The sequence below is a fragment of the Pseudomonas sp. GM18 genome (genome assembly GCF_000282195.1).
Lineage (GTDB): Bacteria > Pseudomonadota > Gammaproteobacteria > Pseudomonadales > Pseudomonadaceae > Aquipseudomonas.
Window position 1 is genome coordinate 85592 of record NZ_AKJT01000094.1, and the last position, 24207, is coordinate 109798.

23 protein-coding genes are annotated in these 24207 nt (G+C 61.2%); 15 read left to right on the forward strand and 8 right to left on the reverse strand.

Annotation, left to right across the window (positions count from 1 at the left end; genetic code table 11):
- Positions 1 to 84: 84 nt before the first annotated feature.
- The gene (locus PMI21_RS04975) at positions 85 to 426 is read left to right on the forward strand and encodes a DUF6124 family protein (RefSeq protein ID WP_007940938.1); all 342 of its coding nucleotides are present in this window, start codon (positions 85 to 87) and stop codon (positions 424 to 426) included.
- A 486-nt stretch (positions 427 to 912) separates the two neighbouring features.
- On the forward strand, positions 913 to 2064 hold the full coding sequence (locus PMI21_RS04970) for a M14 family metallopeptidase (protein WP_007940939.1): 1152 nt from the start codon (positions 913 to 915) through the stop codon (positions 2062 to 2064).
- A gap of 137 nt (positions 2065 to 2201) precedes the next feature.
- Here PMI21_RS04970 and PMI21_RS04965 read toward each other — a convergent pair whose 3' ends face one another.
- The 5 genes from PMI21_RS04965 to PMI21_RS04945 form a co-directional block, all read right to left on the reverse strand.
- Positions 2202 to 2744 (reverse strand): cytochrome b, encoded by a 543-nt coding sequence (locus PMI21_RS04965; protein ID WP_007940941.1) that lies wholly within the window; start codon positions 2742 to 2744, stop codon positions 2202 to 2204.
- Entirely contained in the window at positions 2741 to 3832 is a 1092-nt protein-coding gene (locus PMI21_RS04960) for a catalase family peroxidase (RefSeq protein ID WP_007940942.1), read from the reverse strand. The genes PMI21_RS04965 and PMI21_RS04960 overlap by 4 nt, the downstream gene beginning before the upstream one ends.
- Positions 3833 to 3954: 122 nt before the next feature.
- On the reverse strand, positions 3955 to 4719 hold the full coding sequence (locus tag PMI21_RS04955) for an enoyl-CoA hydratase-related protein (RefSeq protein WP_007940943.1): 765 nt from the start codon (positions 4717 to 4719) through the stop codon (positions 3955 to 3957).
- Between the two features lie 54 nt (positions 4720 to 4773).
- Entirely contained in the window at positions 4774 to 6108 is a 1335-nt protein-coding gene (locus PMI21_RS04950) for a hypothetical protein (RefSeq protein ID WP_007940944.1), read from the reverse strand.
- A complete protein-coding gene (locus PMI21_RS04945) occupies positions 6105 to 7706 on the reverse strand; it encodes an amino acid adenylation domain-containing protein (RefSeq protein ID WP_007940946.1) in 1602 nt (533 codons plus the stop codon). Before PMI21_RS04945 ends, PMI21_RS04950 begins: the two co-directional genes overlap by 4 nt.
- A gap of 259 nt (positions 7707 to 7965) precedes the next feature.
- Between PMI21_RS04945 and PMI21_RS04940 the strand changes: the two genes are divergently transcribed.
- Positions 7966 to 8472 (forward strand): RNA polymerase sigma factor, encoded by a 507-nt coding sequence (locus PMI21_RS04940; RefSeq protein WP_007940947.1) that lies wholly within the window; start codon positions 7966 to 7968, stop codon positions 8470 to 8472.
- Positions 8469 to 9221 carry an anti-sigma factor family protein gene (locus tag PMI21_RS04935; RefSeq protein ID WP_007940948.1) on the forward strand — a complete coding sequence of 251 codons (753 nt, stop codon included), beginning with the start codon at positions 8469 to 8471 and terminating at the stop codon, positions 9219 to 9221. Before PMI21_RS04940 ends, PMI21_RS04935 begins: the two co-directional genes overlap by 4 nt.
- A 36-nt stretch (positions 9222 to 9257) precedes the next feature.
- Here the strand turns inward: PMI21_RS04935 and PMI21_RS04930 are convergent, their stop codons facing one another.
- The gene (locus PMI21_RS04930) at positions 9258 to 10094 is read right to left on the reverse strand and encodes an IclR family transcriptional regulator (RefSeq protein WP_007940949.1); all 837 of its coding nucleotides are present in this window, start codon (positions 10092 to 10094) and stop codon (positions 9258 to 9260) included.
- A 243-nt stretch (positions 10095 to 10337) separates the two neighbouring features.
- Here PMI21_RS04930 and PMI21_RS04925 point away from each other — a divergent pair, with 243 nt between their 5' ends.
- The 9 genes from PMI21_RS04925 (at position 10338) to PMI21_RS04885 (ending at position 19609) form a co-directional block, all read left to right on the forward strand.
- On the forward strand, positions 10338 to 11363 hold the full coding sequence (locus PMI21_RS04925; RefSeq protein WP_007940950.1) for an ABC transporter ATP-binding protein: 1026 nt from the start codon (positions 10338 to 10340) through the stop codon (positions 11361 to 11363).
- A complete protein-coding gene (locus PMI21_RS04920; RefSeq protein ID WP_007940951.1) occupies positions 11360 to 12229 on the forward strand; it encodes an ABC transporter permease in 870 nt (289 codons plus the stop codon). Before PMI21_RS04925 ends, PMI21_RS04920 begins: the two co-directional genes overlap by 4 nt.
- Positions 12230 to 12235: 6 nt before the next feature.
- The gene (locus PMI21_RS04915; protein ID WP_007940952.1) at positions 12236 to 13030 is read left to right on the forward strand and encodes an ABC transporter permease; all 795 of its coding nucleotides are present in this window, start codon (positions 12236 to 12238) and stop codon (positions 13028 to 13030) included.
- A 7-nt stretch (positions 13031 to 13037) separates the two neighbouring features.
- Positions 13038 to 13328, forward strand: a complete 291-nt coding sequence (locus PMI21_RS04910; protein ID WP_007940953.1) for a (2Fe-2S)-binding protein — start codon at positions 13038 to 13040, stop codon at positions 13326 to 13328.
- Positions 13325 to 14680: an FAD/NAD(P)-dependent oxidoreductase gene (locus PMI21_RS04905; RefSeq protein ID WP_007940954.1), complete on the forward strand. Its 1356-nt coding sequence runs from the start codon at positions 13325 to 13327 to the stop codon at positions 14678 to 14680. Before PMI21_RS04910 ends, PMI21_RS04905 begins: the two co-directional genes overlap by 4 nt.
- Positions 14677 to 15792, forward strand: a complete 1116-nt coding sequence (locus tag PMI21_RS04900) for an NAD(P)/FAD-dependent oxidoreductase (protein WP_007940955.1) — start codon at positions 14677 to 14679, stop codon at positions 15790 to 15792. Before PMI21_RS04905 ends, PMI21_RS04900 begins: the two co-directional genes overlap by 4 nt.
- Positions 15793 to 15810: 18 nt before the next feature.
- The gene (locus PMI21_RS04895; protein WP_007940956.1) at positions 15811 to 16857 is read left to right on the forward strand and encodes an ABC transporter substrate-binding protein; all 1047 of its coding nucleotides are present in this window, start codon (positions 15811 to 15813) and stop codon (positions 16855 to 16857) included.
- Between the two features lie 235 nt (positions 16858 to 17092).
- Positions 17093 to 18223: a cell division protein ZapE gene (gene zapE, locus PMI21_RS04890; RefSeq protein ID WP_033064188.1), complete on the forward strand. Its 1131-nt coding sequence runs from the start codon at positions 17093 to 17095 to the stop codon at positions 18221 to 18223.
- An 81-nt stretch (positions 18224 to 18304) separates the two neighbouring features.
- Positions 18305 to 19609 (forward strand): leucine-rich repeat-containing protein kinase family protein, encoded by a 1305-nt coding sequence (locus tag PMI21_RS04885; RefSeq protein ID WP_007940959.1) that lies wholly within the window; start codon positions 18305 to 18307, stop codon positions 19607 to 19609.
- Positions 19610 to 19681: 72 nt separating this feature from the next.
- Here PMI21_RS04885 and PMI21_RS04880 read toward each other — a convergent pair whose 3' ends face one another.
- The gene (locus PMI21_RS04880; protein ID WP_007940960.1) at positions 19682 to 20386 is read right to left on the reverse strand and encodes a YebC/PmpR family DNA-binding transcriptional regulator; all 705 of its coding nucleotides are present in this window, start codon (positions 20384 to 20386) and stop codon (positions 19682 to 19684) included.
- A gap of 231 nt (positions 20387 to 20617) precedes the next feature.
- On the opposite strand from PMI21_RS04880, the gene PMI21_RS04875 reads away from it, so the two are divergent.
- Positions 20618 to 22048: a type VI secretion system Vgr family protein gene (locus PMI21_RS04875; protein WP_007940961.1), complete on the forward strand. Its 1431-nt coding sequence runs from the start codon at positions 20618 to 20620 to the stop codon at positions 22046 to 22048.
- Between the two features lie 22 nt (positions 22049 to 22070).
- On the opposite strand, the gene PMI21_RS04870 is transcribed toward PMI21_RS04875, so the two are convergent.
- Complete coding sequence (locus PMI21_RS04870) at positions 22071 to 22934, reverse strand: LysR substrate-binding domain-containing protein (RefSeq protein ID WP_007940962.1); 864 nt, start codon at positions 22932 to 22934, stop codon at positions 22071 to 22073.
- A 113-nt stretch (positions 22935 to 23047) separates the two neighbouring features.
- Between PMI21_RS04870 and PMI21_RS04865 the strand changes: the two genes are divergently transcribed.
- Entirely contained in the window at positions 23048 to 24157 is a 1110-nt protein-coding gene (locus PMI21_RS04865; protein ID WP_007940963.1) for a 2-aminoethylphosphonate--pyruvate transaminase, read from the forward strand.
- Positions 24158 to 24207 lie beyond the last annotated feature (50 nt).

A 24207-nucleotide genomic window follows, 5' to 3' on the forward strand; every position in this document is an offset into this window, starting at 1 on the left:
GTAGTATTAAAACTAAAGACACAAATACAGTACGTACTAAGCTGGGCTCACGGATTTGAATCTTTCACGGAGCTCGCCATCGCCATGACCATCCCCAGCAATACCTTGCCCGATATGCAAATCGACACCAGCCTCACCTCGCCAAAAGGCTCTGCCGCGGCGCAGCGGGCACTGGACTATTACTTGAAACCAGCTGTGTCAGAAGTAGCCAGCGAAGAACGTTTCTTTGATGTGAACCGTAACATCAGCAGCGAAGAGGCGCTGGTCCATGCTTCGGATCTGCTGCGGTGTGCTGTCGCCACCGCGCATGAGTCAGCCAACCAGCTGCAGGGCGCAAGCCGGGATCTGGCGTTTTCGACGGTGCACATGATCGACATGGCCAAGGCGATGGTCGACCGGGCCCTGGAAGGCAATCAGAACAATTGAGGCTGGAGCGAATTGGAGGAGGACAGGAAAAATTTTCCAATCGCGCAGGTAAAAACATTTGACTTGCAAATGATAATGATTATTATTGCATCAACTGGTCGCGAGATCAGTCGATAGACCAAGAGACCTTAGGTCGGACTCCTGGACTATCTCCTCATCAGGCTAATCACGGTTTTTGACCCGGCTTTTTGCCGGGTCTTTTTTTTGCCAGTTAATCTGGCTTTGGCTTCAGGCTAATGAAGTCTGTAGGTACTGCAAAATTCGATTGGCGCGGATGATATCAAAAGAATATCTGCTGGCAAGAGAAGCCCGGCAGCACTGGGCGAAACTAACGGAAAATAGCACTTGAGAATCAATCGTGCAGTCTCTAAGCTGCATCGGCGTCAAGGAGGACGCCCCCCCTTTTTCACCCCCGTAATTTCCCCCGGTTTCTCCCCCTCTTGCGTGTAAAGTAGCAGCCATAAAAATCGTATTCAGGAATTGATTATGGCCGGGGCTAAATCTTCTTTCGACATCAGCGCTAACTTCGACAGCGGCAACATTGATGTGCTGGACATCAGCAATCCTCTGCAAGCGTTGCTGGCCATCAGGCCAGACACCCGAAGCCAGCATTTCCAGTGGTTCCACTTCAAGGCCAGCGGCCTGCATGTGGGTCAGGAGCATTGGTTTCGCCTGAACAACGCCAGCAAATCCTCATACAACAAGGCCTGGGATGGTTATCAGGCGGTGGCGTCCTACGACCACGTCAACTGGTTCCGGGTGCCGACCATCTTCGAAGGCGACTGTCTGCGTTTCAGCCTTGAAGCCACCGCCACCCATGCCTGGTTCGCCTATTTCGAACCTTACAGCCGTGGCCGTCATGACTGGCTGATCGAACAGGCACTGACCAAGGCCGGCACCGAACTGCTGGCCACCGGCAAGAGCATTGAAGGTCGCGACATCCAGCTGTTGCGCAAAGGGACTGGTGCCGAAGGTCAGCGCAAGGTCTGGATCATCGCCCAGCAACACCCCGGCGAACACATGGCCGAATGGTTCATGGAAGGCGTGATCGAGCGCCTGGAAAAACACGACGACCCGGTACTGAAAAAACTCCTGGCCAGCGCCGACCTGTACCTGGTGCCGAACATGAACCCGGACGGCGCCTTCCATGGTCATTTGCGCACCAACGCCATGGGCCAGGACCTGAATCGCGCCTGGCAGAACGCCAGCCAGGAAATCAGCCCGGAAGTGCTGTTCGTTCAGCAGCAAATGGAAAAATACGGCGTCGACCTGTTCCTCGACATCCATGGCGATGAAGAAATTCCCTACGTGTTCACCGCCGGTTGTGAAGGCAACCCTGGCTATACACCACGGATCGAAAAACTCGAAGAGCACTTCCGCAGCCATCTGAAGCACCTGACCAAAGACTTCCAGACCAAACACGGCTACACCCGCGACGAGCCGGGCAAAGCCAACATGACCCTGGCCTGCAACAGCGTCGGTCAGAAGTTCGATTGCCTGTCCTTTACCATTGAAATGCCCTTCAAGGACAACAACGACGCGCCGAATGCGCTGACTGGCTGGTCCGGCAAGCGTTCGAAGCAGTTAGGTAAGGATGTGCTGACGACCATTGCCGACATGGTCGATACCCTGCGTTGATTGCCCTTAAGATCAAAAGATCGCAGTGTAGGAGCTATCGCAGGCTGCGATCTTTTGATTTTGGGGAATCCTTCGATGTTTAAGATCAAAAGATCGCAGCCTGCGGCAGCCCCTGCGCCTATCGCATAGTTCCGCTGCTACCGATCCCTGCCCCGCAACATGCTGTCCAGCACCTCATCGCGGCGCACCCAACCGTGAAACAGCGCCGCCGCCAGGTGCAGCAGCACGGTCAAAAACAGCAGATACGCCAGATACCCATGCGCCTTGCGCAAAAGCGCAAACACCTGCGCATTCGCCGGCAGGATCGACGGCAGTTGCAACGAGCTGCTGAGCATCACCGGATCGCCAGCCGCCGAAATCATCGCCCAGCCCAGCAGTGGCAAAATCAGCATCAAGGCGTACAACAAAACATGCGAGGCCTTCGCCGCGAGCACTTGCCAACCCGGCAGGTCCGCCGGCAGCGGTGGTTGCCGGGTCGAAAAACGCACGGCCAGACGCACGACCACCAACAGCAGAATCGCGATGCCCAAAGGTTTGTGCAGGTGGATCAACCACTCATGGCGCTCGGACACCGAGGCCACCATGCCCGCTCCAATAAACAGCATCGCAATGATCATCAGCGCCATCAGCCAATGCAGCAGCCGCGCCAGGGGAGCGAAATGATTCGGTTGAGCGCTCATTGTCGAGACTCCTGTTTGGCGTTGGGCAACTGCTTCACTTCGCTGGTGCGACGCAGGTAGGAACTGGCGTAACCCGCTGAACGGGCGGCGAGCAACGGGTCGTCGGAGCCTTCGATACCGCTGGGCAATACCAGAGGGTCGTAGTTGATGTCGCGGCACTCGCCATTGAGTTGCGGCTGGGTACTTTCAAGCACCAGCGTGCCGGCGTTCAGCACTTTTCGGTCGCCGGGCCAGGCCTTGCTCGCGTCGTTGACCGGGTCCCCGGGGTTCGCCAGGGTGACGTTCAACTGCCAACGCAGCGGTCCGGCGGACAAGCGCTGAACCAGATCTTTCTCCAGAAAGTCAGCGCCCTCCGGTGCTGACGCGCCCGCCGCGTCCTGAGCAACCGGTGTCATGCTCCAACGCACCGCTTGCCGCTGCCCCGCTGCATTCACCAGGTAAAACGCATTGACGCTGTTATATGTCTCGGTCACATAACTGGCAGAAGGTTTGGCGGTCTTGATCCAAGCCAGAAACGGCGCAGCTTCGGGGTGAGAACCGAAGAACGCCGGCACCGCCGCAGGATTCGGTTTGCCGGTGGCGGGGTCCGGTGACTGCGCTTGTTGCAACTGATAGAACGCCTCAGGCGTGCCCACCGGGAACACCGGCATGCTGTTCATCCCGGTGCGCCACTGCTGACCGTTGGCCTGGGTAAAGCGCAACGCCAGGCTGCGGATCGGCACGCTGTTGTCCGGCGCGTAAGGGTTGCCGGCAGGCAGTGCGAAACGCCCGACCACCGGGGTCCGCGCTTCACTGAACACTTGGGCGCTGGAATACTCGCGCACTTGGCCGCTGCTCTCGAAATGCCCGATCACGCACACCCCTTTGGCGTGGTTACGACGGAACCCCGGGTGCACGCCGTTGTTTTTCTCCAGCACATTGATCAACGCTTTCGGCGTCAGGCGCTGTGGGTCGAGTGTGCCGTTGACGTAGGCAAAAGCCCCGGCCAGCGCGGCGACCACCACGGCAATGCCGGTCAGGCGCAACGTCAGGCTCGCGGTGCTCAGGGGCGGCCGAGACGGCCCTGTTGTAGATGAGCGATCAACCATGAAAGTCTCCGGGGCCGAGGGCCACAGGGGAAAAGAGCTATGAGACGTACGTCACGCAGGATTATTCCCCCTGTACTGTAGTTTCTTTCAAAGCACCGCTAGCGACGAATCCCCAAGGTTGGTCAAACCGGGTTGAAAGACGGCTCACGCTTCTGCAAAAAAGCCTGCATACCTTCCTTTTGCCCCACCGTGGCAAACAAACCATGAAACACTCTTCGCTCGAAAAGAAGGCCATCACGCAATCCTGACTCCAGTGCCCGGTCCACTGCTTCTCGCGCAGCCAGTGTGGCTGTTTTGGCGAAACCGGCAATTATCTGCGCCGCAGCCAAGGATTGCTCCAGTAGATCGCAGGCAGCGATTACGCGCGACACCAACCCTGCCCGCTCGGCCTCTTCGGCCGACATCGAGCGTCCGGTCAGAATCATGTCCATGGCTTTCGACTTGCCGATCAGGCGTGTAAGACGCTGTGTCCCGCCCATTCCAGGCATCACCCCCAGCCTGATTTCCGGTTGGCCAAAGCGAGCGGTATCCGCCGCAAAGATCAGATCGCACATCATGGCCAACTCACAGCCGCCACCGTATGCATAACCGGCAACAGCGGCCAGTTTTGGCGTACGTAACGCAGCAAAGGCCTCCCATTCAGCAAAATAGTCCTCGTGGACCATGTCCAGATAAGACTTTTCGTACATCTCCTTGATGTCCGCGCCCGCCGCAAAAAAATCTGCCGTCCCGGTGATCACGAAACAGCCGACCCCGGGATCACGGTCCAGCCGCTGCAACGTATCCAGCAGTTCGCGCATCAGGGCCGAGCTCAAAGCATTCCTGGCCTGCGGGCGATTAAGACGAATCAATACGACTCGATCATGACGTTCGATCAGTGTGTGCATGGTGACCTCATTGAATACGGTGAAATGTTTGAATGAAAAAGCGCTTGGCAAGCATCAGGAATCCCAGATGGCGCCATATGCCGGAATGCCCCGCCCCTCCATTTCCTCGACCACTCGCTGAGTGAGCGTCTGGTTCGAAATGCAGATCACCGCTTCGGCACCGAACGTTCGAACCGCGTCATAGGCCAGTTGCACGAGGTCTGGCTTGCCGAGTACGTCGGTGTCCCAGATCAAGGCATCGGGATTGGCCTGCAGGATCTCCTCCACCAGCGCATCACCATAGGTGATTCGGGGGCTGCGGGTGGACCAGACCAGATGTATCGGTACCTGTCTGGCCAGCAAATGGGGCAACACCGGGCCGATGCCGCTGCCCGTGGCGATGTACACCACCGATTTGAACAGAGTCTCGATATGCGCCACTCCGGCGGTGGTAATGCCTTTGACCCAGACATGCGTCGGCATTTGCTCGATGAACTCGCCGGTCCAGTCACCTGCGCGGGAAATGATCAGGCGAAAACCCGCTTCACCCGGTGTGGGAATATTGGCAAAGGAGTGCCACTCCATCAGCGGGTGGAGGCTGATGGCGTTGGAGGAGCCGGCAAACGGCGTGGTATGGCCAAAGCGCGCTATCACCGCATGAGAAGAAGGCCTGATCAGTTGCACCGGCACTTTGCGCAGACGAAACCATGGCAAGGCGATGCTGAACGTCAGCACAATCAGCATCCAGAATGCCGCCGACGTCCACAGCGCCTCATGCACGGGAATCTGCAGATTCTGGTCCCGGACAAACAGAACGGTCCATACCCAGAACAGGGCGAGTGCGGTCCATCCACCAAAGCGGTGCATGCGCTCGAACCCGTTGTGAAAACGTGCGCGAATCCGTGGATGAGCCATGATCGCCACCAACAGCAAGGTGCCCAGCAACCCGGCGCTCACCCCTAGCAGCGCCAGAGAAACCCCATTCAGCCCCGCAATCCAATGCCAGCTCAAGGAGCCACTCAACACCGCGAACCAGCCAATGGCTGCCAGCGCGCCGCCGCTGTGCAAGCCGCCGAAGTGGTAAACCTTGGCCAGTGAGCGGCGTATCGCAAGCGGCCAGCAAGTGGGCGCCCGGGTTGCCAGCCAGAACAGCAGATTGATGATGTATTGCTGGCGAATCAAAATCGCCATCGACAGATTCGCCACCACTAATCCCGACAGCGCCTCAAGAACAATCCCCGAGGATGTCCACCACTGCCCGGCGGTCAGCCCATGCGCCAGTGCCGCAATATTGAGTGCAAGCACCAGGGCTAGCAGGCGGTTGTAATGAGAAAATATTGGCAACGTTCCCCATCGCAGCCACAGCGCGCGCCTGGCGGGCAGCGAGGTATCCGGATTCGCCCCCCTCATGCGTTTACCCCCTGCCTGTTTGCCGCGGCAAGGTCGGCCTGATGCTCCGCCGCCCATCCCAGCAACATGCGCTTGTCGACCTTGCCGCGTGATGTCAGCGGAATGTGATCCACGGCGAGGATCAGCGAAGGGACGCAATAGTAGGCAAGCCGTTCTTCACAGCGACGCCTTGCGGCATCGATGTCCGTGGTGAGGGGATAGACGAAGGCCACCAGATGGCGACTGTCGAGTTTCAACGTGACCGCCCGCTCGCAGCGATCAGATGACTCCAGAGCCGCAGAAACAGAGTCGAGCTCCACCCGAAACCCTCTGACCTTGACCTGGTCATCGACACGTCCCAGGTGTTCAAGTTCGCCGTTCGCTGTCCAGCGCCCCAGATCACGTGTGCGAAACATCATCCGGCCCTGCCCCAGAAACGGATCGGGTCGATAGCGTTCAGCCGTCAACGCAGGGTTACCCAAATAGCCCGCTGTCACACAGTCGCCACCGGCCCACATCTCGCCTTGCTCACCCACCTTGCAAAGCTGGCCCGCCTCGTCCAGCACGTAAACCGTGTTGTTGGGCGTGGGTTTGCCAATCGTCAACGCACCTGCGCCCCTGTAATGCTGCATGGTGTTGACGATCGTGGTTTCGGTCGGGCCGCAGGCATTGTAAAAAGTGCAGAACGAGGACCAGCGATCAGCCAGGGGCTGCGGGCATGGCTCCCCTGCAAGGGCCACGACCTTGACTTGCTGATACCGCGATGGATCGAGTGTGCCGAGAATCGAGGGTGTGGCGATCAGCACATCGCATTGTTCGGCAGTCTGGCCGATGTCCTTGCCACGGATCATCAACGTCGCGCCATGAACCAGACAACCGAGTATTTCCCAGGCCGCCATGTCAAAGGCAATGTTCAGTATCTGTCCGACCTTGAGCCCAGGCCGTATGCCGAGATTGCCCGGGGCTGTCAGCAAAATATTGCACACATTGCGGTGGGTCACCCGAACCCCATTGGGCAGGCCGGTGGTGCCGGAGGTAAACAGAATGAAACACAGTCGGTCCGGGGTCGACGACAGCAAACCGGCCACGTTCAAATCGTCAGCGGGTGTTGACGCAACCTTCATGAACTCATCGAGGCAAATGCTGTGTTGCTGCGCCGTCAGGGGAATTAGCGATTCGAGGCTCGACAGTGTCAGCACCACCCGCGTCGAGGCCACTTCCATGATGTGGCGCAATTGCGCAGTGGGAGTAATCCCTACGTGCTGAGGGATGTAGGCAGCACCCACTTTCAATGTGGCCAACATTCCCACCAGCATCGGAATCGAACGTTCCACAAACAAGGCCACGTGATCACCCGGGGCGACGCCCTGCTGACGCAACAGCGTGGCCAGTCGGTTGGCCTGCCGGTTCAGCTCACCATAGGTGATGGTTTCGCCCTCACAATGGGCGGCAACGCCCTGAGGTCTGGCGGCGGCTTGCGCCTCGATGGCGCGATGGATCAGAAGATACTCAGGCGCAACCGTCGGCCCTCGACCGAATTGTGGCCACACGTCCTGGGCATTGTTTGGAAGCGGCGAACAAATCGGTGCCGACTCAAGGGAAATTTTGCACTCTTGCATGTTAAAAAATTCTCTTCAGGCTCAATATTTACGTTCAAGCACGGGTGGTTCTGCGCAGCCTGGTGAGAGGCTGGGCTGACTGCCTGAGCTTGCTGCATGGGTTGAGCCGCGAAGTTCGATGCCATTACATGGATTACAACCCCCTCAGAAATCTCCTACACAAATAAGTAATGGTTTTCCCCGACGAAGGAATAAACCACGGTGGCCGGCGTCCTTCTTGTCAGTGCCATTCATCACAGCCAGAGAACACGCCTTCTCCATGAACAACATCGACGGACAATTGCGTGAAATCATTCCCAGGCTGCGGCGCTTCGCCGTGTCGCTGACGCGCAACCCCAGCAGTGCCGACGATCTGGTGCAGGCCTGCCTTGAGCGAGCGCTGTCGAATTGGGGTGGCAAACGTCCCGAAGGCGACTTGCGGGCCTGGCTGTTTTCGATTCTTTATCGGCAGTTTCTCGACGCCCACCGCCGCTCCCGGCGGTATGCGCGGATGCTCGAGTTCTTTACCGGGCGCGACGATGCGCAGCCTTCGGTAGAACGCACGGTAATCGCCCAGTCGACCCTGCAAGCCTTCGATCAACTCAGCACCGAACAGCGCGCGCTGCTGCTCTGGGTGTCGGTCGAAGGCTTGAGTTACAAGGAGGTCGCCGAGATTCTCGACGTCCCCACCGGCACCGTAATGTCGCGCCTGTCCCGCGCGCGCCAGGCCTTGCGCCAACTCAGCGACGGCGAAATCACCCGCCCTTCTCTGCGGAGACTCAAATGATCAGCATGCCACCCAGCGAGCGTGACCTGCACGCCTACGTCGATCACCAACTCAGCGATGCCGACCGACAACAGATGGACACTTATCTGGCCAGCAACGCCGAAGTCGCCGCGCAAGTGCGCGCCTGGCAGCAGGATGCCCAGCAATTGCGCGCGGCCCTGAGCGGCGCCTTGCAGCAACCGGCCAACCCGGAACTCGATCCGGCGTTGATTCGCCAGCGCCTCAAACGCCAGTCTCGCCGTCATCTGGCCAGTGCCGCAGTGTTGCTGATCGCGGTCAGCGTCGGCGGATTGGGCGGTTGGCACGCACGGGAAATGACCCTGGTCAGCGCCGCGCTGCCGATGACCGATGCGATGCAGGCCTACCGGCTGATTGCCCTGCAAGGCATTCTGCCGGCGGATTACCAAGTCAGCGACGATGGCGACATGCAGGGTTGGCTCGACCGCTATTTCAGCCAGGCCCATCGTTTGCCGAACCTGACGGTTTCTGGATACAAACCCATTAGCGGGCGGCTGCTCAGTACCGAACAAGGGCCGGCAGCGATGGTGGTTTACGAAGATCAGGGCGGCCATAAAATCAGCTTCTACGTCCGTCCGCCGGGACCGAAAAACTTCCTCCTGCCCCGCGGCAGCCGCAGCGACGGCGAACTGCAGGCCGAGTATTGGTCGGATGCCGGGTACAACTACGCGATGGTCAGCCCGAGTGACACGCCGGCGGCGCAGATGCTCAAGCAGACCGCGCAGTTTTAATCCCCCCCTGTGGGAGCGATCATTTGGAGATTGTGGTCACCCCTGCCCAAACACCTGCGAAGGCCTGCGCAACAGCGGATCAAACGGATTGATCCGCGGCCCGATCAACGCCGCTTCGCGCTTGAGCATTTCCACCACTGTCGGTAAACGATCCGGCCCCAGGCGGTCGCTGATCGTGGCCACACTCAGCGCCGCCACCGCCCGGCCTTCGCGGTCGAGGATCGGCACCGCCACGCCGGCCATGCCTTGCAACACGCCGGTGTTGCGCCCGGCGTACCCGAGAGCGCGCACATTCTCGACTTCCGAGCGCAGGAACACCTCGTCATACAGATGAAAATCCTTGAGCCGTGGCAAGTTGTAACGAATCACCGTTTCACGCTCTTCTTCTGGCAGAAACGCCAGAATCGCCAGGCTGCCCTGCCCCACGCCAAGCGCCACCCGACCGCCGATGTCGCCGGTAAACGTGCGGATCGGAAACGGCCCTTCACTGCGGTCCAGACAGATCGCATCAAAGCCGCTGCGCGCCAGTAAAAACAGCGAATCGCCCAACGATGCCGACAACCGCAGCAACGCCGGCCGCGCCAGTTCGCGCAAGTTGCCGGTATTGCCGGCACGGGCCGCCAAGGCAAAAAACTCCAGGCTCAGGCGATAGCGTTTGCTGCGGGCGTCCTGCTCGACCATGCCCTCGTCCATCAGGCTGCGCAGCAAGCGGTGGGTGGTCGGTTGCGACAAGCCGATGCGTTGCGCCAGTTGCGTCACGCGTTCGCCGCCCTCGACGGTGTCCCCCAGGCTGCGCAGCACCGCAAACAGTCTCGAGACCGCACCGACTCCGACTTCATTTTTGTTTTCATTCCAATCAGTGGAATCAGGCATGTGATTTCTCATCAATAAATTTACTCACTGAATAAAACTGAAAATAGTCATCGCTTCAGTGAAATAGGTTATTGAGCCCATCCTATTCTTCGTCCTACTCTGCGTCCATACAGGGGCGATTCGAACAACAACGGCAGCCGACGCACGTCGAGCGCCAACACCCCCCGCGACATCTTTTCGTATCTGCCCATACAAAAAAGCGCGCCAATGGCGACGCATAACAATCTCAGGTGGAGCGCAGTCATGGCTTTTGTGCAGCTTGAAAACCTCGGCAAACGATATGGCGAGATCGACGCAGTCGTCGCCACCAACCTGTCGGTCGAAAAAGGCGAGTTCGTCTCACTGCTCGGCCCCTCCGGCTGCGGCAAAACCACCACCCTGCAAATGATCGCCGGCTTCGTCGAAGTCAGCAGCGGACGCATTGTGCTGGACGGTCGCGACATCACCCATGCCAAACCCGCCAGTCGTGGTCTGGGCGTGGTGTTCCAGAGTTACGCGCTGTTCCCGCACATGACCGTGCAAGACAACGTCGCCTTCGGCCTGCGCATGCGCAAAGTGCCCAACGGCGAGTTGCAGCAACGGGTGGACCGGGTGCTGAAACTGGTTCGCCTGCACCAGCACGCCGAGCGTTACCCGCGGGAGCTTTCCGGCGGCCAGCGCCAACGTGTTGCGCTGGCCCGGGCGTTGGTGATCGAGCCGCCGGTGTTGCTGCTCGACGAACCACTGTCCAACCTCGACGCCAATTTGCGCGAAGAGATGCAGTTCGAAATCCGCCGCATCCAGCGCGAAGTCGGCATCACCACGCTGATGGTCACCCACGACCAGTCCGAAGCGCTGTCGATCAGCGACCGGGTGGTGGTGATGCAGGCCGGGCGCATCACTCAGATCGACGCGCCCTACACCCTCTACGAACACCCGCGCACCGAGTTCATTTCCGGGTTCGTCGGCAAAGCCAATCTGCTGCCCGGTGAGCGAGACGGCGCCGGTGTGGTTCAGGTGTGCAACACCGGCAACGGCGAACTGACGCTGAGCCTGCGCCCGGAAAAAATCGATCTGCGGGAAAAAGGCCATGGTCGTTTGCAAGGCAAAATCGCCAGCCGCTTCTTCCTCGGCAGCCAGTGGCTGTACGGCGTAACAACAACCCTGGGCGAACTCTGCGTGGTGCGTCGCAACGACGGCTCGGCGCCACTGGCCGAAGGCACGCCGGTCGGCCTCGACTGGGACGCGGCACTGCTGCGGGTGCTGAGTGTCGACGAGGTGTCGGCATGAGTACGCTCGCCTCCATCCGCCAGGGACGCCAAGGGTATGTGTTGTCGGCACCGGCCCTGGCGTTGTACATCGGCCTGCTGGCGATCCCGCTGCTGCTGACGCTGGTGTTGTCGTTGAACGTCTTCGACTACAGCTCGGGGATCAACAGCGACGCCTACACCTTCGCCCACTACAGCAGCCTGCTGGGCGACCCGTACTTCTACGAAATCTTTCTGCGCACGATGTGGATCAGCGCCCTGACCACCCTGCTCTGCGTGCTGATCGGCGTGCCCGAGGCCTACATCCTCAGTCGCATGGGCGCGCCGTGGCGCTCGATCTTCCTGATTCTGATCCTCACGCCGCTGCTGATTTCGGTGGTGGTGCGGGCGTTCGGCTGGAGCCTGTTGCTGGGCGCCGACGGGCTGGTCAACCAGACCCTGCAAGCCTTCGGTGGCTCGCCGATGAAGCTGCTCTACACGCCGTTCGCGGTGGTGATCGCGCTGGTTCACGTGATGCTGCCATTCATGATCATTCCGGTCTGGACCTCGCTGCAAAAACTCGACCCGGCCGCCGAGCAGGCTGCGCTGTCACTGGGCGCCAGCCACTTCACGGTGATACGCAAAGTAGTGTTGCCGCAGGTCATGCCCGGGGTGCTCTCCGGCACCTTGATCGTGTTCGGCCTCGCGGCCAGTTCCTTCGCCATTCCCGGACTGCTCGGCGGACGCCGGCTGAAGATGGTCGCCACGCTGATCTACGACCAGTACCTGTCGGAGCTGAACTGGCCGATGGGCGCCGCGATTGCCGTGGCCCTGCTGTTGCTCAACCTGCTGATCATGCTGTCGTGGAACCGGATGATCGAAGGCCGCTACAAGAAGTCATTGGGATAATTCGTCATGTCCAGAAACGGTCCTTTCGCCCTGCTGTTCCATACCCTGGTGGTGCTGTTCATGCTCGCGCCGCTGGTGGTGGTGTGCCTTGTCGCCTTCACCCCGGAAAACACCCTGAGCCTGCCGACCACGGATTTTTCCCTGCGCTGGTTCCGCGCCGTGTTCGAGCGCGCGGACTTTGTCGATGCGTTCTACAACAGCCTGATCCTGGCGTTCAGCGCGGCCAGCCTGGCGACGCTGATTGCGGTACCGGCGGCGCTGGCGATCACCCGTTTCGAGTTCCCCGGACGGGACTTTTTCAACGCCCTGTTCCTGTCGCCGATCATCATTCCGCACCTGGTGCTGGGGGTGGCGTTGCTGCGCTTGTTTGCGCTGATGGGCGTCAACGGCAGCTTCGCCTGGCTGATCTTTGCCCATGTGCTGGTGATCACGCCGTATGTGCTGCGGCTGGTATTGGCGTCGGCCATCGGCCTGGACCGCAGCGCCGAACACGCCGCGCAATCCTTGGGTGCCGGGCGCTTCACGCTGTTCCGGCAAATCACCTTGCCGATGATTCTGCCGGGGGTCGCCGGTGGCTGGCTGCTGGCGTTCATCAACAGTTTCGATGAGGTCACGTTGTCGATCTTCGTCACCTCGCCGGCTACTCAGACGTTGCCGGTGCGCATGTACGTATACGCCACCGAATCCATCGATCCGATGATGGCGGCGGTGTCGGCCCTGGTGATCGCGCTGACCGCGCTGACGATGATTCTGCTCGATCGGGTCTATGGCCTGGATCGGGTTCTGGTGGGTAAACAATGAGGGCGCCATGGCTCTGCTGAAACGACTGGCCGAAGGCGACCGCCCGGCCCTGGACTTTACCCTCGACGGCGTGCCTGCCAGTGGCTTGCTCGGCGACACCCTGCTGACCGCCGTGCTGACCTGCAGCGAGCACCTGCGCGGCAGCGACTTCAGCGCCGAACCCCGCGCCGGCTTCTGCCTGATGGGCGCCTGTCAGGACTGCTGGGTACGCTTGGGCGATGGCCGCCGGGTGCGGGCCTGCTCGACCCTGCTTGAAGCCGGACAGCACGTCAGCCGCGAACCGGGGCGCTTGGTATGAACGCTGTGGTGATCATCGGCGCCGGCCCCGCCGGGATTCGTGCGGCACAGACGCTAGTGGCGCATGGCGTGCGCCCGGTTCTGCTGGACGAAGCCGCACGCGGTGGCGGACAGATTTATCGGCGGCAACCGGCCAACTTCAAACGTTCGCCCGTCAAGTTGTACGGCTTCGAAGCCGCCAAGGCCAACGCGCTGCATCAAACCATCGACGAACTGCGCGAGCAACTCGACTACCGCCCCGACACGCTGGTGTGGAACGCCGAGGCCAACGCGCTCGACACTTTGCGCGAGGGCCGCGCCATACGTGTGGCGTTCTCCCGGGTGATTGTCGCCACGGGCGCCACCGACCGGATTCTGCCGGTGCCGGGCTGGACGTTGCCGGGGGTGTACAGCCTCGGCGCGGCGCAGATCGCCTTGAAGTTTCAGGGCTGTGCCATTGGTGAACGCGTAGTGTTCGCCGGCAGCGGTCCGTTGCTGTATCTGGTGGCCTATCAATACGCCAAGGCCGGAGCCAACGTGGTCGCGGTGCTCGACAGCTCGCCGTTCAGCGCTCAGGCCCGCGCCCTGCCCGGCCTGTTGTCGCAACCGGCCACCCTCGCCAAAGGTCTCTATTACCGCGCCTGGCTGACCGCCCACGGCATCCCGGTGCATCAGGGCGCCAGCCTGTCAGACATCGATGGCCAACAGCGTGTGCAATCGCTGAACTGGCGCAACGCAAAAGGCCAACATCGAATCGACTGCGACGCCGTCGCCTTCGCCCATGGCCTGCGCAGCGAAACCCAACTCGCCGACCTGCTGGGCTGCAAATTCACCTGGAACCCGCTCAACCGCGCCTGGCTGCCACAGCGCGACAGCGCCGGGCGCAGCAGTGTCGCCGAGGTGTACCTGGCCGGTGACGGCGCCGGCATCATGGGCGCCGACGCGGCGGAAATGGCCGGTGAACGGGCAGCCCTCGCCTTGCTCGAAGACAGCGGTTACCTGCTCCCGCCGCAACGTGCCACCCAGCTGGAACAGTCGCTGAAAGATATCGGCAGATTCCGCCGGGGTCTTGAGCGTGCCTTTGCCTTCCCCGAAAGCTGGGCCGCCGACGCTGCGGATGACCTGATGATCTGTCGCTGCGAAGAAGTACGTGCCGGCGACATCCGCCAGGTAGTGCGCGACGGTCACTGGGAGATCAACCGGGTCAAAGCCCATTGCCGGGTCGGCATGGGTCGCTGTCAGGGCCGGATGTGCGGGGCCGCCGCTGCGGAAATCATTGCCTGCGAAAGTCAGCGTTCAGTATCCGACATCGGTCGGTTGCGGGCTCAGGCACCGATCAAACCCTTGCCGTTCGGTCTGGAGGTCGAGCCATGATCGAGGTTGAGGCAGTCATCATTGGCGGTGGCATTGTCGGGGCTTCCGCCGCCCTGTTTCTGAGCAAGGCCGGCCGACGCGTGGCGCTACTGGAACGGGATTTTTGCGGTTCGCATTCCAGCGGCGTGAACTATGGCGGCGTGCGCCGTCAGGGCCGGCCGTTGTCGCAATTGCCGTTGTCGCAACGGGCCCACGAAATCTGGGGACAGCTGCCGCAACTGATCGGCATCGACGGCGAGTACCAGCGCAGCGGTCACCTGAAACTCGCCCGCAGCCTCAACGATCTGCACGCCTTGCAGGACTACGCTGCCAGCAGCCAGGGGTTCGGCCTTGATTTGCAGCTGTTTGATCGCAATGAGTTGCGCGCACGTTTTCCATGGGTCGGAGACATCGCGGTCGGTGCCTCGCTGTGCCCGGACGATGGCCATGCCAACCCACGTCTGGTGTCGCCGGCGTTTGCCCAAGCGGCACGTCGGCATGGCGCGCAGGTGCATGAGCAATGCGCAGTCACGGCGGTGGAACATGATGGTCAGCGCTTTCGCATCAGCACTCAAACCGGCCTCGAATTGCACGCGCCCTGGCTGCTCAACTGCGCCGGCGCCTGGGCCGGCAACCTTGCCGCGCAATTCGGCGAAGCAGTGCCGATGCACGCCGGGCACCCGGCGATGCTGGTCACCGAGCCATTGCCGCTGGTGATGAATGCCAGTACCGGTGTCGAGGGCGGCGGCATCTATGCCCGTCAGGTCGCGCGGGGCAATTGCGTGTTGGGCGGCGGCCAGGGCTTTGCCCTCGACGGTGCCCGCGCCCGGCCTGGTCAGAGCGCGGTGATCGAGATCCTGCGTCAGGCCGTCGAGCTCTACCCGTTTCTTGAAGGCGCCCAGGCGATTCGTACCTGGAGCGGCACCGAAGGTTATTTACCCGATCGTCAACCCGTGATCGGCCACAGCAGCACGCAACCCGGTCTGTTGCACGCATTCGGCTTTGCCGGCGCGGGCTTTCAGATCGGGCCTGCGGTGGGCCAGGCGCTCACCGAGATCATCTGTAGCGGCGCGTCAAAGACGCCGCTGGATGCGTTTTCCATCACCCGGTTTCACTCCATTTCCGTAGCTTGATAGAGGAAGGTCGCGCCAATGAATAACTTCAAACGCACTGCACTGCTCGGATTTTCATGCCTGAGCGCTCTGCTCACGGTCACTCAGGCCCAGGCCGAACCGACGCTTTACCTGGGCATGAACGGCGGAACCATGGAGCGGCTCTACGCCGACAAGGTGCTGCCGGCTTTCGAGAAAGCCAATAACGTCAAAGTGGTGATCGTGCCGGGAACCTCGGCCGATATCCTGGCCAAGGTCCAGGCCAGCAAAGGCAACCCGCAATTGCACGTGATGTTCCTCGACGACGGCATCATGTACCGCGCCATTGCCATGGGTTTGTGCGACAAACTCGAAGACAGCCCGACCCTGGCGCAGATTCCGGCCAAGGGCCGCATCAAGGATCAAGCGGTGGCGGTGAGCCTCGGCGTTACCGGGTTGGCGTACAACACGCGGCTGTTCAAGGAAAAAGGCTGGAACGCGCCGACCTCCTGGATGGACATGGCCGATCCTCGATACAAGGACAAGGTTGTGTTCCAGTCGATGGCTTCCTCGACCTTCGGCCTGCACGGTTTCCTGATGTTCAACCGGATTCAGGGCGGCAGCGAAACCAACGTCGAACCGGGGTTCAAGGCCTGGCCGAACACCGTCGGGCGCAACGTGCTGGAGTACATTCCGAGCTCGGCGAAAATCTCGGAAATGCTCCAGACCGACGAAGCGGCGCTGTTCCCGTTGACCCCGACCCAAGTCACCGCGCTGAAACTCAAGGGCATGCCGGTGGAGTATGCGCAGCCGAAGGAAGGCTCGGTGGTGCTCAACGTGGCCGAATGCGCCATCGCCAACAACACCCAGCCGGAACTGGCGCAGAAACTCGCGGCCTTCTTGCTGACGCCTGAAGCACAGGCCGCGGCGCTTGAAGATGGCGATCAGATTCCGTCCAACCCGAATACACCGACCACCGACAAGACCCGCGGTCAGGTCGAGGCGATGAAGCACTATCTGGAAACGGCGATTGCCATCGATTGGGATCAGGTCAACGAACAGCGCCCGGCGTGGAATGACCGGTGGAATCGCAGTATCGAGCGCTAACGAAAATCCTGTAGAAGCGAGCGGTGCGGCGATCCGACTTGCCCGCGAAGAATGCACCGCGGTTTTTCAGGGACCGCGCGTCATCGTTCTTCGCGGGCAAGTCGGATCGCCGCACCGCTCGCTCCTACAGGCCTTGGGATTTCATCGACACCAGTGGAAGGAAAATTCCCCATTTGGTTAAACTACGCCGCCGCAGCTCGGGGAGCCGGCCTGAAGATTACGGGGTGACATCACAGTGGCCGTTCGACCTCCCAACCGTGCGCGACTCACACCACGCTGGCCCGCGCTGCGCCGTTTCTTCGGCAAGGCATTCTCGGCCCCGACCAGTGGCAGCGCGCAGGATAGGGTGATCCACGACTACTTCCACCACAAGGCCCATGCCCAGGGCTATACCCTCAGCCACAGCCAGCAACGCGTGATCGACTGCATGGCGCAGCACGCTTCGACACTGCTGGGCCCATCGGCGCCAACACTTCCTGGTCTGTACCTCTACGGTGCTGTCGGACGCGGCAAGAGCTGGCTGCTCGACGGTTTTTTCCAGGCCATCCCTGTCGCGGAAAAACAGCGCCTGCACTTCCATGAGTTTTTTGCGCAATTGCACCAGGGCATGTTCAGCCATCGCGATCAGCCTGATGCGCTGGCAAGTACCCTCGACGAACTGCTGCACAACTGCCAGGTGCTGTGTTTCGACGAATTCCATGTGCATGACATCGGCGATGCGATGCTCATCACGCGGCTGTTCAAGGCGCTGTTTCGCCGGGGGATTCTGCTGCTGGTGACCTCAAACTACCCGCCGGAAGGCTTACTGCCCAACCCGCTCTACCACGCCCGCTTCAAACCGGTGATCGACCTGATCAACACGCGCATGCAGGTGATGGAAGTCGGTGGCCCCCATGATTATCGCAGTCAGGCGCGATCCCATGCGCAGCAGCTGTTTACCCAGGGCCAGTACGTCTGGCCGGCCACGGTAGCCCAGCGTCAGGCGCTGCACCTGCTCGAACACGATGCACCGGCCATTCGACTGCCCGTCGGAACACGACACCTTCAAGCCCGATACTGCGAAGGGCGAACCATCGGCTTCACCTTCGCCGACCTGTGCGAACACCCCACCGCCGTCATGGACTACCTGGAACTGTGCCGACGGTTCGACCGCTGGATCATCGACAAACTGCCCAGCCTCGCCGACTGTTCAATCGCCGCCCAGCAGCGTTTCATCAACCTGATCGACGTCTTGTACGACCAGGACAAACACCTGATTCTGCTCGGCCACCAATCATTGCGCGAATGCCTGGATGGCGATGCCATCGACCTGGCGCGTACGCGCAGCCGGTTGGGGCAGTTGGTGGAAGTCAGGGAACTCGCCTGACAGCCACCACCACTTTCCCGCTATCATGTCGCCCATTTCCAGGCCCCTGCGCCCTCCCACTGATCAATAGCGAACCTGCCTATGCACACTCTCGCACAACTGCGCGCCGGCCAACTGTCGGGCATCACCCGCCTGGACCTGGTCTGTGGCCTGAACGAATTCCCCCGGGAAATCTTCGACCTGGCGGACTCGCTGGAAGTGCTCAACCTCAGTGGCAACGCCTTGCGCAGCCTGCCGGACGATCTGCACCGCCTGACCCGTTTGCGCGTGCTGTTCTGCTCGGACAATCAGTTCACCGAACTGCCCGCCTGCCTTGGCCAGTGCGCGGCGCTGACGATGATCGGCTTCAAGGCCAACGCCATCGAACACGTGCCGGCCGCCGCCCTGCCGCCGCTGCTACGCTGGCTGATCCTGACCGACAACCGCATCACGGAGCTGCCCACCGAACTGGGCGAGCGCCCGCATCTGCAAAAACTCATGCTCGCCGGCAACCGGTTACAGCGTTTGCCCGAGAGCCTGAGCCGCTGTCATCGACTTGAGCTGATCCGCATTGCCGCCAATCAGCTCACCGAGCTTCCCGAGTGGCTGCTGACCCTGCCGGGCCTGACTTGGCTGGCGTACGCCGGTAACCCACTGGAAACCGAAGCCGATGCGGCGGCACTTGAAGCCACGACGAGCATTCCATGGTCCGAGCTGAGCCTGGAGCAGAAACTCGGCGAAGGCGCGTCGGGGGTCATTCATCAGGCGGTGTGGGAACAGACGAAACAGGTCGCGGTAAAACTCTACAAAGGCGAGATGACCAGCGACGGCTCGCCGCTGCACGAAATGAACGCCTGCATCACCGCTGGCCTCCACCCCAACCTGATCCGGGTCGAAGGGCGCATCGTCGGGCATCCACAGGCGCAGGCCGGGCTGGTGATGCAACTGATCGATCCGAGCTACCGTAACCTGGCCAGCCTGCCGAGCCTGGCGTCCTGCTCCCGCGACATCTATGCCGACGACACCCGGTTCAGCGCCGGCGTGGCAATGCGCATCGCCAGTGGCATCGCCTCGGTGGCCGAGCACCTGCACTGTCAAGGCATCACCCACGGCGACCTCTATGGCCACAATATTCTGTGGAACGAGCATGGCGATTGTCTGTTGGGGGATTTTGGCGCGGCATCTTTCCATGCCACCTCGGACAGCCTTGAAAGCCGCGCGCTGCAACGGATCGAGGTGCGGGCGTTCGGGATTTTGCTGGGGGAATTGCTGGAACGGATCGACTCGGGGTTGAGCGATGAACAGCGGGTCGCGTTAGAGGATTTACAGCAGCGCTGCTGTCAGCCGGATGTGCTGGCGCGGCCGGGGTTCAGTGAGGTGGTGCGGGAGTTGGCCGCGTTCAACTAGCGGCAAATATAGAACTTGTGGCGAGGGAGCTTGCTCCCTCGCCACAAGTCAAATCACAAACTGCAGAACCGCTTAACCCGCCAACCCGACAAACATGTCCTGCACGTCATCGTGGTTATCCAGGCCTTCGAGGAACGCTTCGACTTCCGCCATCTGCTCGTCGCTCAAGCCGCTCACCGGGTTCTTCGGCTGGTAACCCAACTTGGCCGACAACACGGTGAAGCCTTGCTCCGGCAGCGCTTTCTGTACCGCGTCCAGGTCCGCAGGGTCGGTCAGGAACAGCGTCGCGCCGTCTTCGCCCGGCTCGAAATCCTGGGCACCGGCTTCGATCGCGGCCATTTCCGGATCGGCGTCAGGGCTGTCCGGGGACGCCTCGATCATGCCGACGTGGTTGAAGTCCCAGGCCACCGAACCGGAAGCGCCCAACTGGCCCTTGCGGAACGCGACGCGGATTTCAGCGACGGTGCGGTTGATGTTGTCAGTCACGCATTCAACGATCAGCGGCACCTGATGCGGTGCGAACCCTTCATACGTCACGCGATGGTATTGCACGGTTTCGCCGAGCTGGCCGGAGCCTTTCTTGATCGCGCGTTCCAGGGTTTCGCGGGGCATCGAGGCTTTTTTCGCCTGTTCGACCACCAGACGCAGGTGTGCGTTGGTGGCGGTATCGGCACCGTTGCGTGCAGCAATGGTGATTTCCTTCACCAGTTTGCCGAAGATCTTGCCCTTGGCGTTGGCTGCCGCTTCTTTGTGTTTAACCTTCCACTGTGCGCCCATTACTCACTCTCTTGATCTGTGGCGCCGAGACATCTATTGGCCGACGCGTAGCGCAAGTTTATACGGCCTAAAGATGCCAATCGACCAAAAATTCCAACATCTTCAGCCCATGACCGGTCGACATCTTCACCAGTGCTTGTAGGGCGATTCTGAAAAGTCGATTTGCGGTGACGCTTCGGGGCTGTGGTTTCGTACCCTCTGCGCCCGTTCTCCAAGGCAGAAGCGCGTTCGATGCACAACGACAAGGAAAACCCCTACACCCTGACACTCCTCGACGGCGGTTTGAGTTTGCAGGTGTTGCAGTTCAATGGCCGCGAAGGCCTCAACCAGCCCTATCGATTCGACATCGAGGTGATCGGCCTCGCACCGGCAATGAACCTGGATCGGTTGCTGCAACAACCGGCGTTCCTGAGGCTGTCGGCTGATCAGGGCATTCATGGCGTGATCCACAGCGTCAGCCGCGAACATCGCGGCCCGCATCGGGTCGGCTACTCGCTGGTGCTGGCGCCCCATGTTCAACGACTTCAGTTGCACAGCTCGCGTCGGGTATTTCATCGTCTCAGCGTGCCGGCGATCGTGCGTCAGTTGCTGGAGGAGCATCAGCTGCCCGAGCACAGTTATCGCTTCGACCTTACCTGCGGCCACTACCCGCTGCGGCCCTTTTGCATTCAGTACGATGAGAGCGATCTGGTCTTCATGCAGCGGCTGTGTGAAGAAGAAGGCATCCACTTCCACTTCGAACATCAGCACGACGGGCACGTCCTGGTCCTGGCCGATGACAGCCTGAGTTTCCCGCAAGAACCGCTGCTGATGCCGTTCCATGCCGACGCATTCAACGACCCGCTCTTGCCGGTGATCAGCGAACTGTTCCAGCGCCATGACCCGGCCCCCGCCCCGGCACAATGGGATGCCAGAAACCGCGGCACGCAGGTGATTGGCGACGGCGCGGCCAACCACCCGCTCGCCAGAACAGGCCCGATGACGGCAAGACCTGCACCCGAACAGCTTCATCGCGAGCAGCTCGGCCGCCGCTTGCTGGAACGCCTGCGTTGCCAGCATCGGCAGATCCACGGCCAAAGCACCCAGAATGAGCTGCGCAGTGGACGAATCGTGCAAGTGGCGCAGCACCCGCTCTCGAGTTTCAACGATCAGTGGCTGCTCACCGACATCCAGCACCAGGGGCAGCAGCCGTCGATTCTCGTCGAAAACAAGCCCGGCCATGGCATCGCCCGGCGCTACAGCAATCAGTTCAGCGCCATTCCCTGGTCAACGGTGTTCAGGCCCGCGCTCAAACAGGCCAGGCCGAGCATCCCGGGCTATCAGACCGCCCGGGTGCTGGGCCCTGTCGGGCAACCGGCGGCGCTCGATGAGCAAGGCCGAATACAGGTCTGCTTGTGGCCGAAAGCCACGCTCGAGGCGGATGAGTCCGTTGGGCTTTGGCTACCGGTCGCCCTCGCAGCACCGGACGGTCGGATCGATCCGTCCAGGCTGCCCATCGCCGGCAGCGAAGTGTTGGTCAGCTTTCTCGACAGTGATCCGGACCGGCCGGTGTTGTGTGCCGGCATGGGCCGCCTCCAGCCTTCCCGACCCGCTCCCGAACCACGCCGCGATACCCGTCTGCTGCTCGATTGGCTGATCAACCGCTCGGATCTCATGCCGTGATTTTACCGGGCCTCTTCGCGGTCTATCGGACAGGCGCCAACCCAAAAAACGCCTGTATCAAGCGCAAATCCCGCCGCCGCTCCATGCAACCGATCATGTGCCGATTGACCAACCCCTCGCCAATGATCGGCACCGCCGCCACCCGCGGGTCGTGGCTGACTTCCACCGACGACACCACACCCACGCCCAACTCGGCGGCCACCGCCTCGGTCACTGCCTCGCGACTGTCCAGCTCCAGCAACACCCGCGGATTGACCCCGGCCTGAACGCACGCCTCGTCGAACGTGCGCCGGGTAATCGAACTCGGCTCGCGCAACACCATGATCACCTGATCCAGCTCCTTGAGCGGCAGCCCTTTCGACTTCTGCGCCCACGGATGGCCAGCGGGCACCAACGCGCAAATCCTCGATTCGCTCAACCCTTGCAGGTGCAACCCCTTACGCGGCTCGACTTCGGTCAGCACCGCCACATCCGCATGCTCCGACAGCAGCGCCGCGAGGGTTTCCCGGGCATTGCCCAACCGCAAATTCACGGTGATCCCCGGATAACGCGAGCGCAGGCTGGCGAGCATCGGCATGACCATGTGCGGGCCGTCCGCCGCCACTTCCAGGCGCCCGGTGAGTAACTGCCGATTGGCCTCCAGCATCGCCTGCGCTTCTTCGGCCAGGCCGAACATCGCCCGGGTGATCGCCGCGAGTCTGGTGCCCTCTTCCGTCAGTTCGACCCGCCGCGCGGTGCGCCGCAACAAGGTGATCTGGTAGTGCTCCTCCAGCGCCTTGATGTGCCCGGTGACCGCCGGTTGGCTGATGAACAGGCGCGCTGCGGCGCGGGTGAAGCTGCCCTCGCGGGCCACGGCGTCGAAGGCGCGCAGCTGGAACAGATTCATGGATAACCCTCACTGATAGCTGGCATAACAACAAACAATTTGATTGATAGGACGCCGAATTGCAATTTATGCCCCGTAGTTTCATCCCACTGAGCTTTTGCAAGGACACAAGAATGCGTATTGCCGAGCCCACCCTGCTCACCCCCGGCCCATTGACTACATCGCAGCGCACCCGTCAGGCGATGATGGTCGACTGGGGGTCATGGGATGACCGCTTCAACCAGCTGACCGCCAGCCTGTGCGAGCAATTGCTGGCGATCATCAACGGCGGCGACAGCCACCACTGCGTGCCCCTGCAAGGCAGCGGCACGTTCGCGGTCGAAGCGGCGATCGGCACGCTGGTGCCTCGGGACGGTAAAGTGCTGGTGCTGATCAACGGCGCCTACGGCAAACGCCTGGCGAAAATCTGCGAAGTGCTCGGCCGTTCGTTCAGCACCTTCGAAACCGCCGAAGACGAACCGACCACCGCCGCCGACGTCGACCGCTTGCTGCGGGGCGACGCCAGCATCACCCACGTCGCATTGATTCACTGCGAAACCAGCACCGGCATCCTCAACCCGCTGGCGGAAATCGCCCACGTCATCGAACAGCACGGCAAACGCCTGATCATCGACGCGATGAGCTCGTTTGGCGCGCTGCCGATCGATGCGCAACAGGTGCCGTTCGACGCCCTGATCGCCGCCTCGGGCAAATGCCTGGAGGGCGTGCCGGGGATGGGTTTCGTCTTCGCACGCAAAGAAGCGCTGGCGAAGACCGCCGGTAACTCGCACTCGCTGGCAATGGACTTGTTCGATCAGCACACCTACATGGCCAAGACCGGTCAATGGCGCTTCACCCCGCCGACCCACGTGGTCGCGGCGCTGCACGAAGCCTTGCTGCAATACAACGAAGAAGGTGGTTTGCCGGCCCGGCATCAGCGCTACGACAACAACTGCCAGGTGCTGCTCGATGACATGGCCAAACTGGGCCTGCGCAGCTTCCTGCCCGCCGCGATCCAGGCTCCGATCATCGTCACGTTCCACGCACCGAAAGACCCGCGCTATCAGTTCAAGGAGTTCTACGAACGGGTCAAGGCCAAGGGTTTCATCCTCTACCCCGGCAAACTGACCCAGGTCGAAACCTTCCGCGTCGGCTGCATCGGCCACGTCAACCAGGCCGACATGCACGCAGCAGTGGCGGCCGTCGCCGAGGTGCTGCGCGAGATGGAAATCCTGGAAATCTGATCCACCACGATCCGTAGCAGCTGCCGAGCCTGCGAGGCTGCGTTCGGCTG

Excerpts from the sequence above, each read along its gene's own strand:
- PMI21_RS04935 (WP_007940948.1), top strand. The coding sequence starts at position 8,469 with ATGATCAGCATGCCACCCAGCGAGCGTGACCTGCACGCCTACGTCGAT.
- PMI21_RS04875 (WP_007940961.1), top strand. The coding sequence starts at position 20,618 with ATGCACAACGACAAGGAAAACCCCTACACCCTGACACTCCTCGACGGC.
- PMI21_RS04955 (WP_007940943.1), bottom strand. The coding sequence starts at position 4,719 with ATGCACACACTGATCGAACGTCATGATCGAGTCGTATTGATTCGTCTT.
- PMI21_RS04910 (WP_007940953.1), top strand. The coding sequence starts at position 13,038 with ATGGCTCTGCTGAAACGACTGGCCGAAGGCGACCGCCCGGCCCTGGAC.
- PMI21_RS04920 (WP_007940951.1), top strand. The coding sequence starts at position 11,360 with ATGAGTACGCTCGCCTCCATCCGCCAGGGACGCCAAGGGTATGTGTTG.
- PMI21_RS04925 (WP_007940950.1), top strand. The coding sequence starts at position 10,338 with ATGGCTTTTGTGCAGCTTGAAAACCTCGGCAAACGATATGGCGAGATC.
- PMI21_RS04960 (WP_007940942.1), bottom strand. The coding sequence starts at position 3,832 with ATGGTTGATCGCTCATCTACAACAGGGCCGTCTCGGCCGCCCCTGAGC.
- PMI21_RS04930 (WP_007940949.1), bottom strand. The coding sequence starts at position 10,094 with ATGCCTGATTCCACTGATTGGAATGAAAACAAAAATGAAGTCGGAGTC.
- PMI21_RS04880 (WP_007940960.1), bottom strand. The coding sequence starts at position 20,386 with ATGGGCGCACAGTGGAAGGTTAAACACAAAGAAGCGGCAGCCAACGCC.
- PMI21_RS04900 (WP_007940955.1), top strand. The coding sequence starts at position 14,677 with ATGATCGAGGTTGAGGCAGTCATCATTGGCGGTGGCATTGTCGGGGCT.
- PMI21_RS04895 (WP_007940956.1), top strand. The coding sequence starts at position 15,811 with ATGAATAACTTCAAACGCACTGCACTGCTCGGATTTTCATGCCTGAGC.
- PMI21_RS04905 (WP_007940954.1), top strand. The coding sequence starts at position 13,325 with ATGAACGCTGTGGTGATCATCGGCGCCGGCCCCGCCGGGATTCGTGCG.
- PMI21_RS04970 (WP_007940939.1), top strand. The coding sequence starts at position 913 with ATGGCCGGGGCTAAATCTTCTTTCGACATCAGCGCTAACTTCGACAGC.
- PMI21_RS04885 (WP_007940959.1), top strand. The coding sequence starts at position 18,305 with ATGCACACTCTCGCACAACTGCGCGCCGGCCAACTGTCGGGCATCACC.
- PMI21_RS04865 (WP_007940963.1), top strand. The coding sequence starts at position 23,048 with ATGCGTATTGCCGAGCCCACCCTGCTCACCCCCGGCCCATTGACTACA.
- PMI21_RS04915 (WP_007940952.1), top strand. The coding sequence starts at position 12,236 with ATGTCCAGAAACGGTCCTTTCGCCCTGCTGTTCCATACCCTGGTGGTG.
- PMI21_RS04965 (WP_007940941.1), bottom strand. The coding sequence starts at position 2,744 with ATGAGCGCTCAACCGAATCATTTCGCTCCCCTGGCGCGGCTGCTGCAT.
- PMI21_RS04940 (WP_007940947.1), top strand. The coding sequence starts at position 7,966 with ATGAACAACATCGACGGACAATTGCGTGAAATCATTCCCAGGCTGCGG.
- PMI21_RS04950 (WP_007940944.1), bottom strand. The coding sequence starts at position 6,108 with ATGAGGGGGGCGAATCCGGATACCTCGCTGCCCGCCAGGCGCGCGCTG.
- PMI21_RS04975 (WP_007940938.1), top strand. The coding sequence starts at position 85 with ATGACCATCCCCAGCAATACCTTGCCCGATATGCAAATCGACACCAGC.
- PMI21_RS04945 (WP_007940946.1), bottom strand. The coding sequence starts at position 7,706 with ATGCAAGAGTGCAAAATTTCCCTTGAGTCGGCACCGATTTGTTCGCCG.
- PMI21_RS04870 (WP_007940962.1), bottom strand. The coding sequence starts at position 22,934 with ATGAATCTGTTCCAGCTGCGCGCCTTCGACGCCGTGGCCCGCGAGGGC.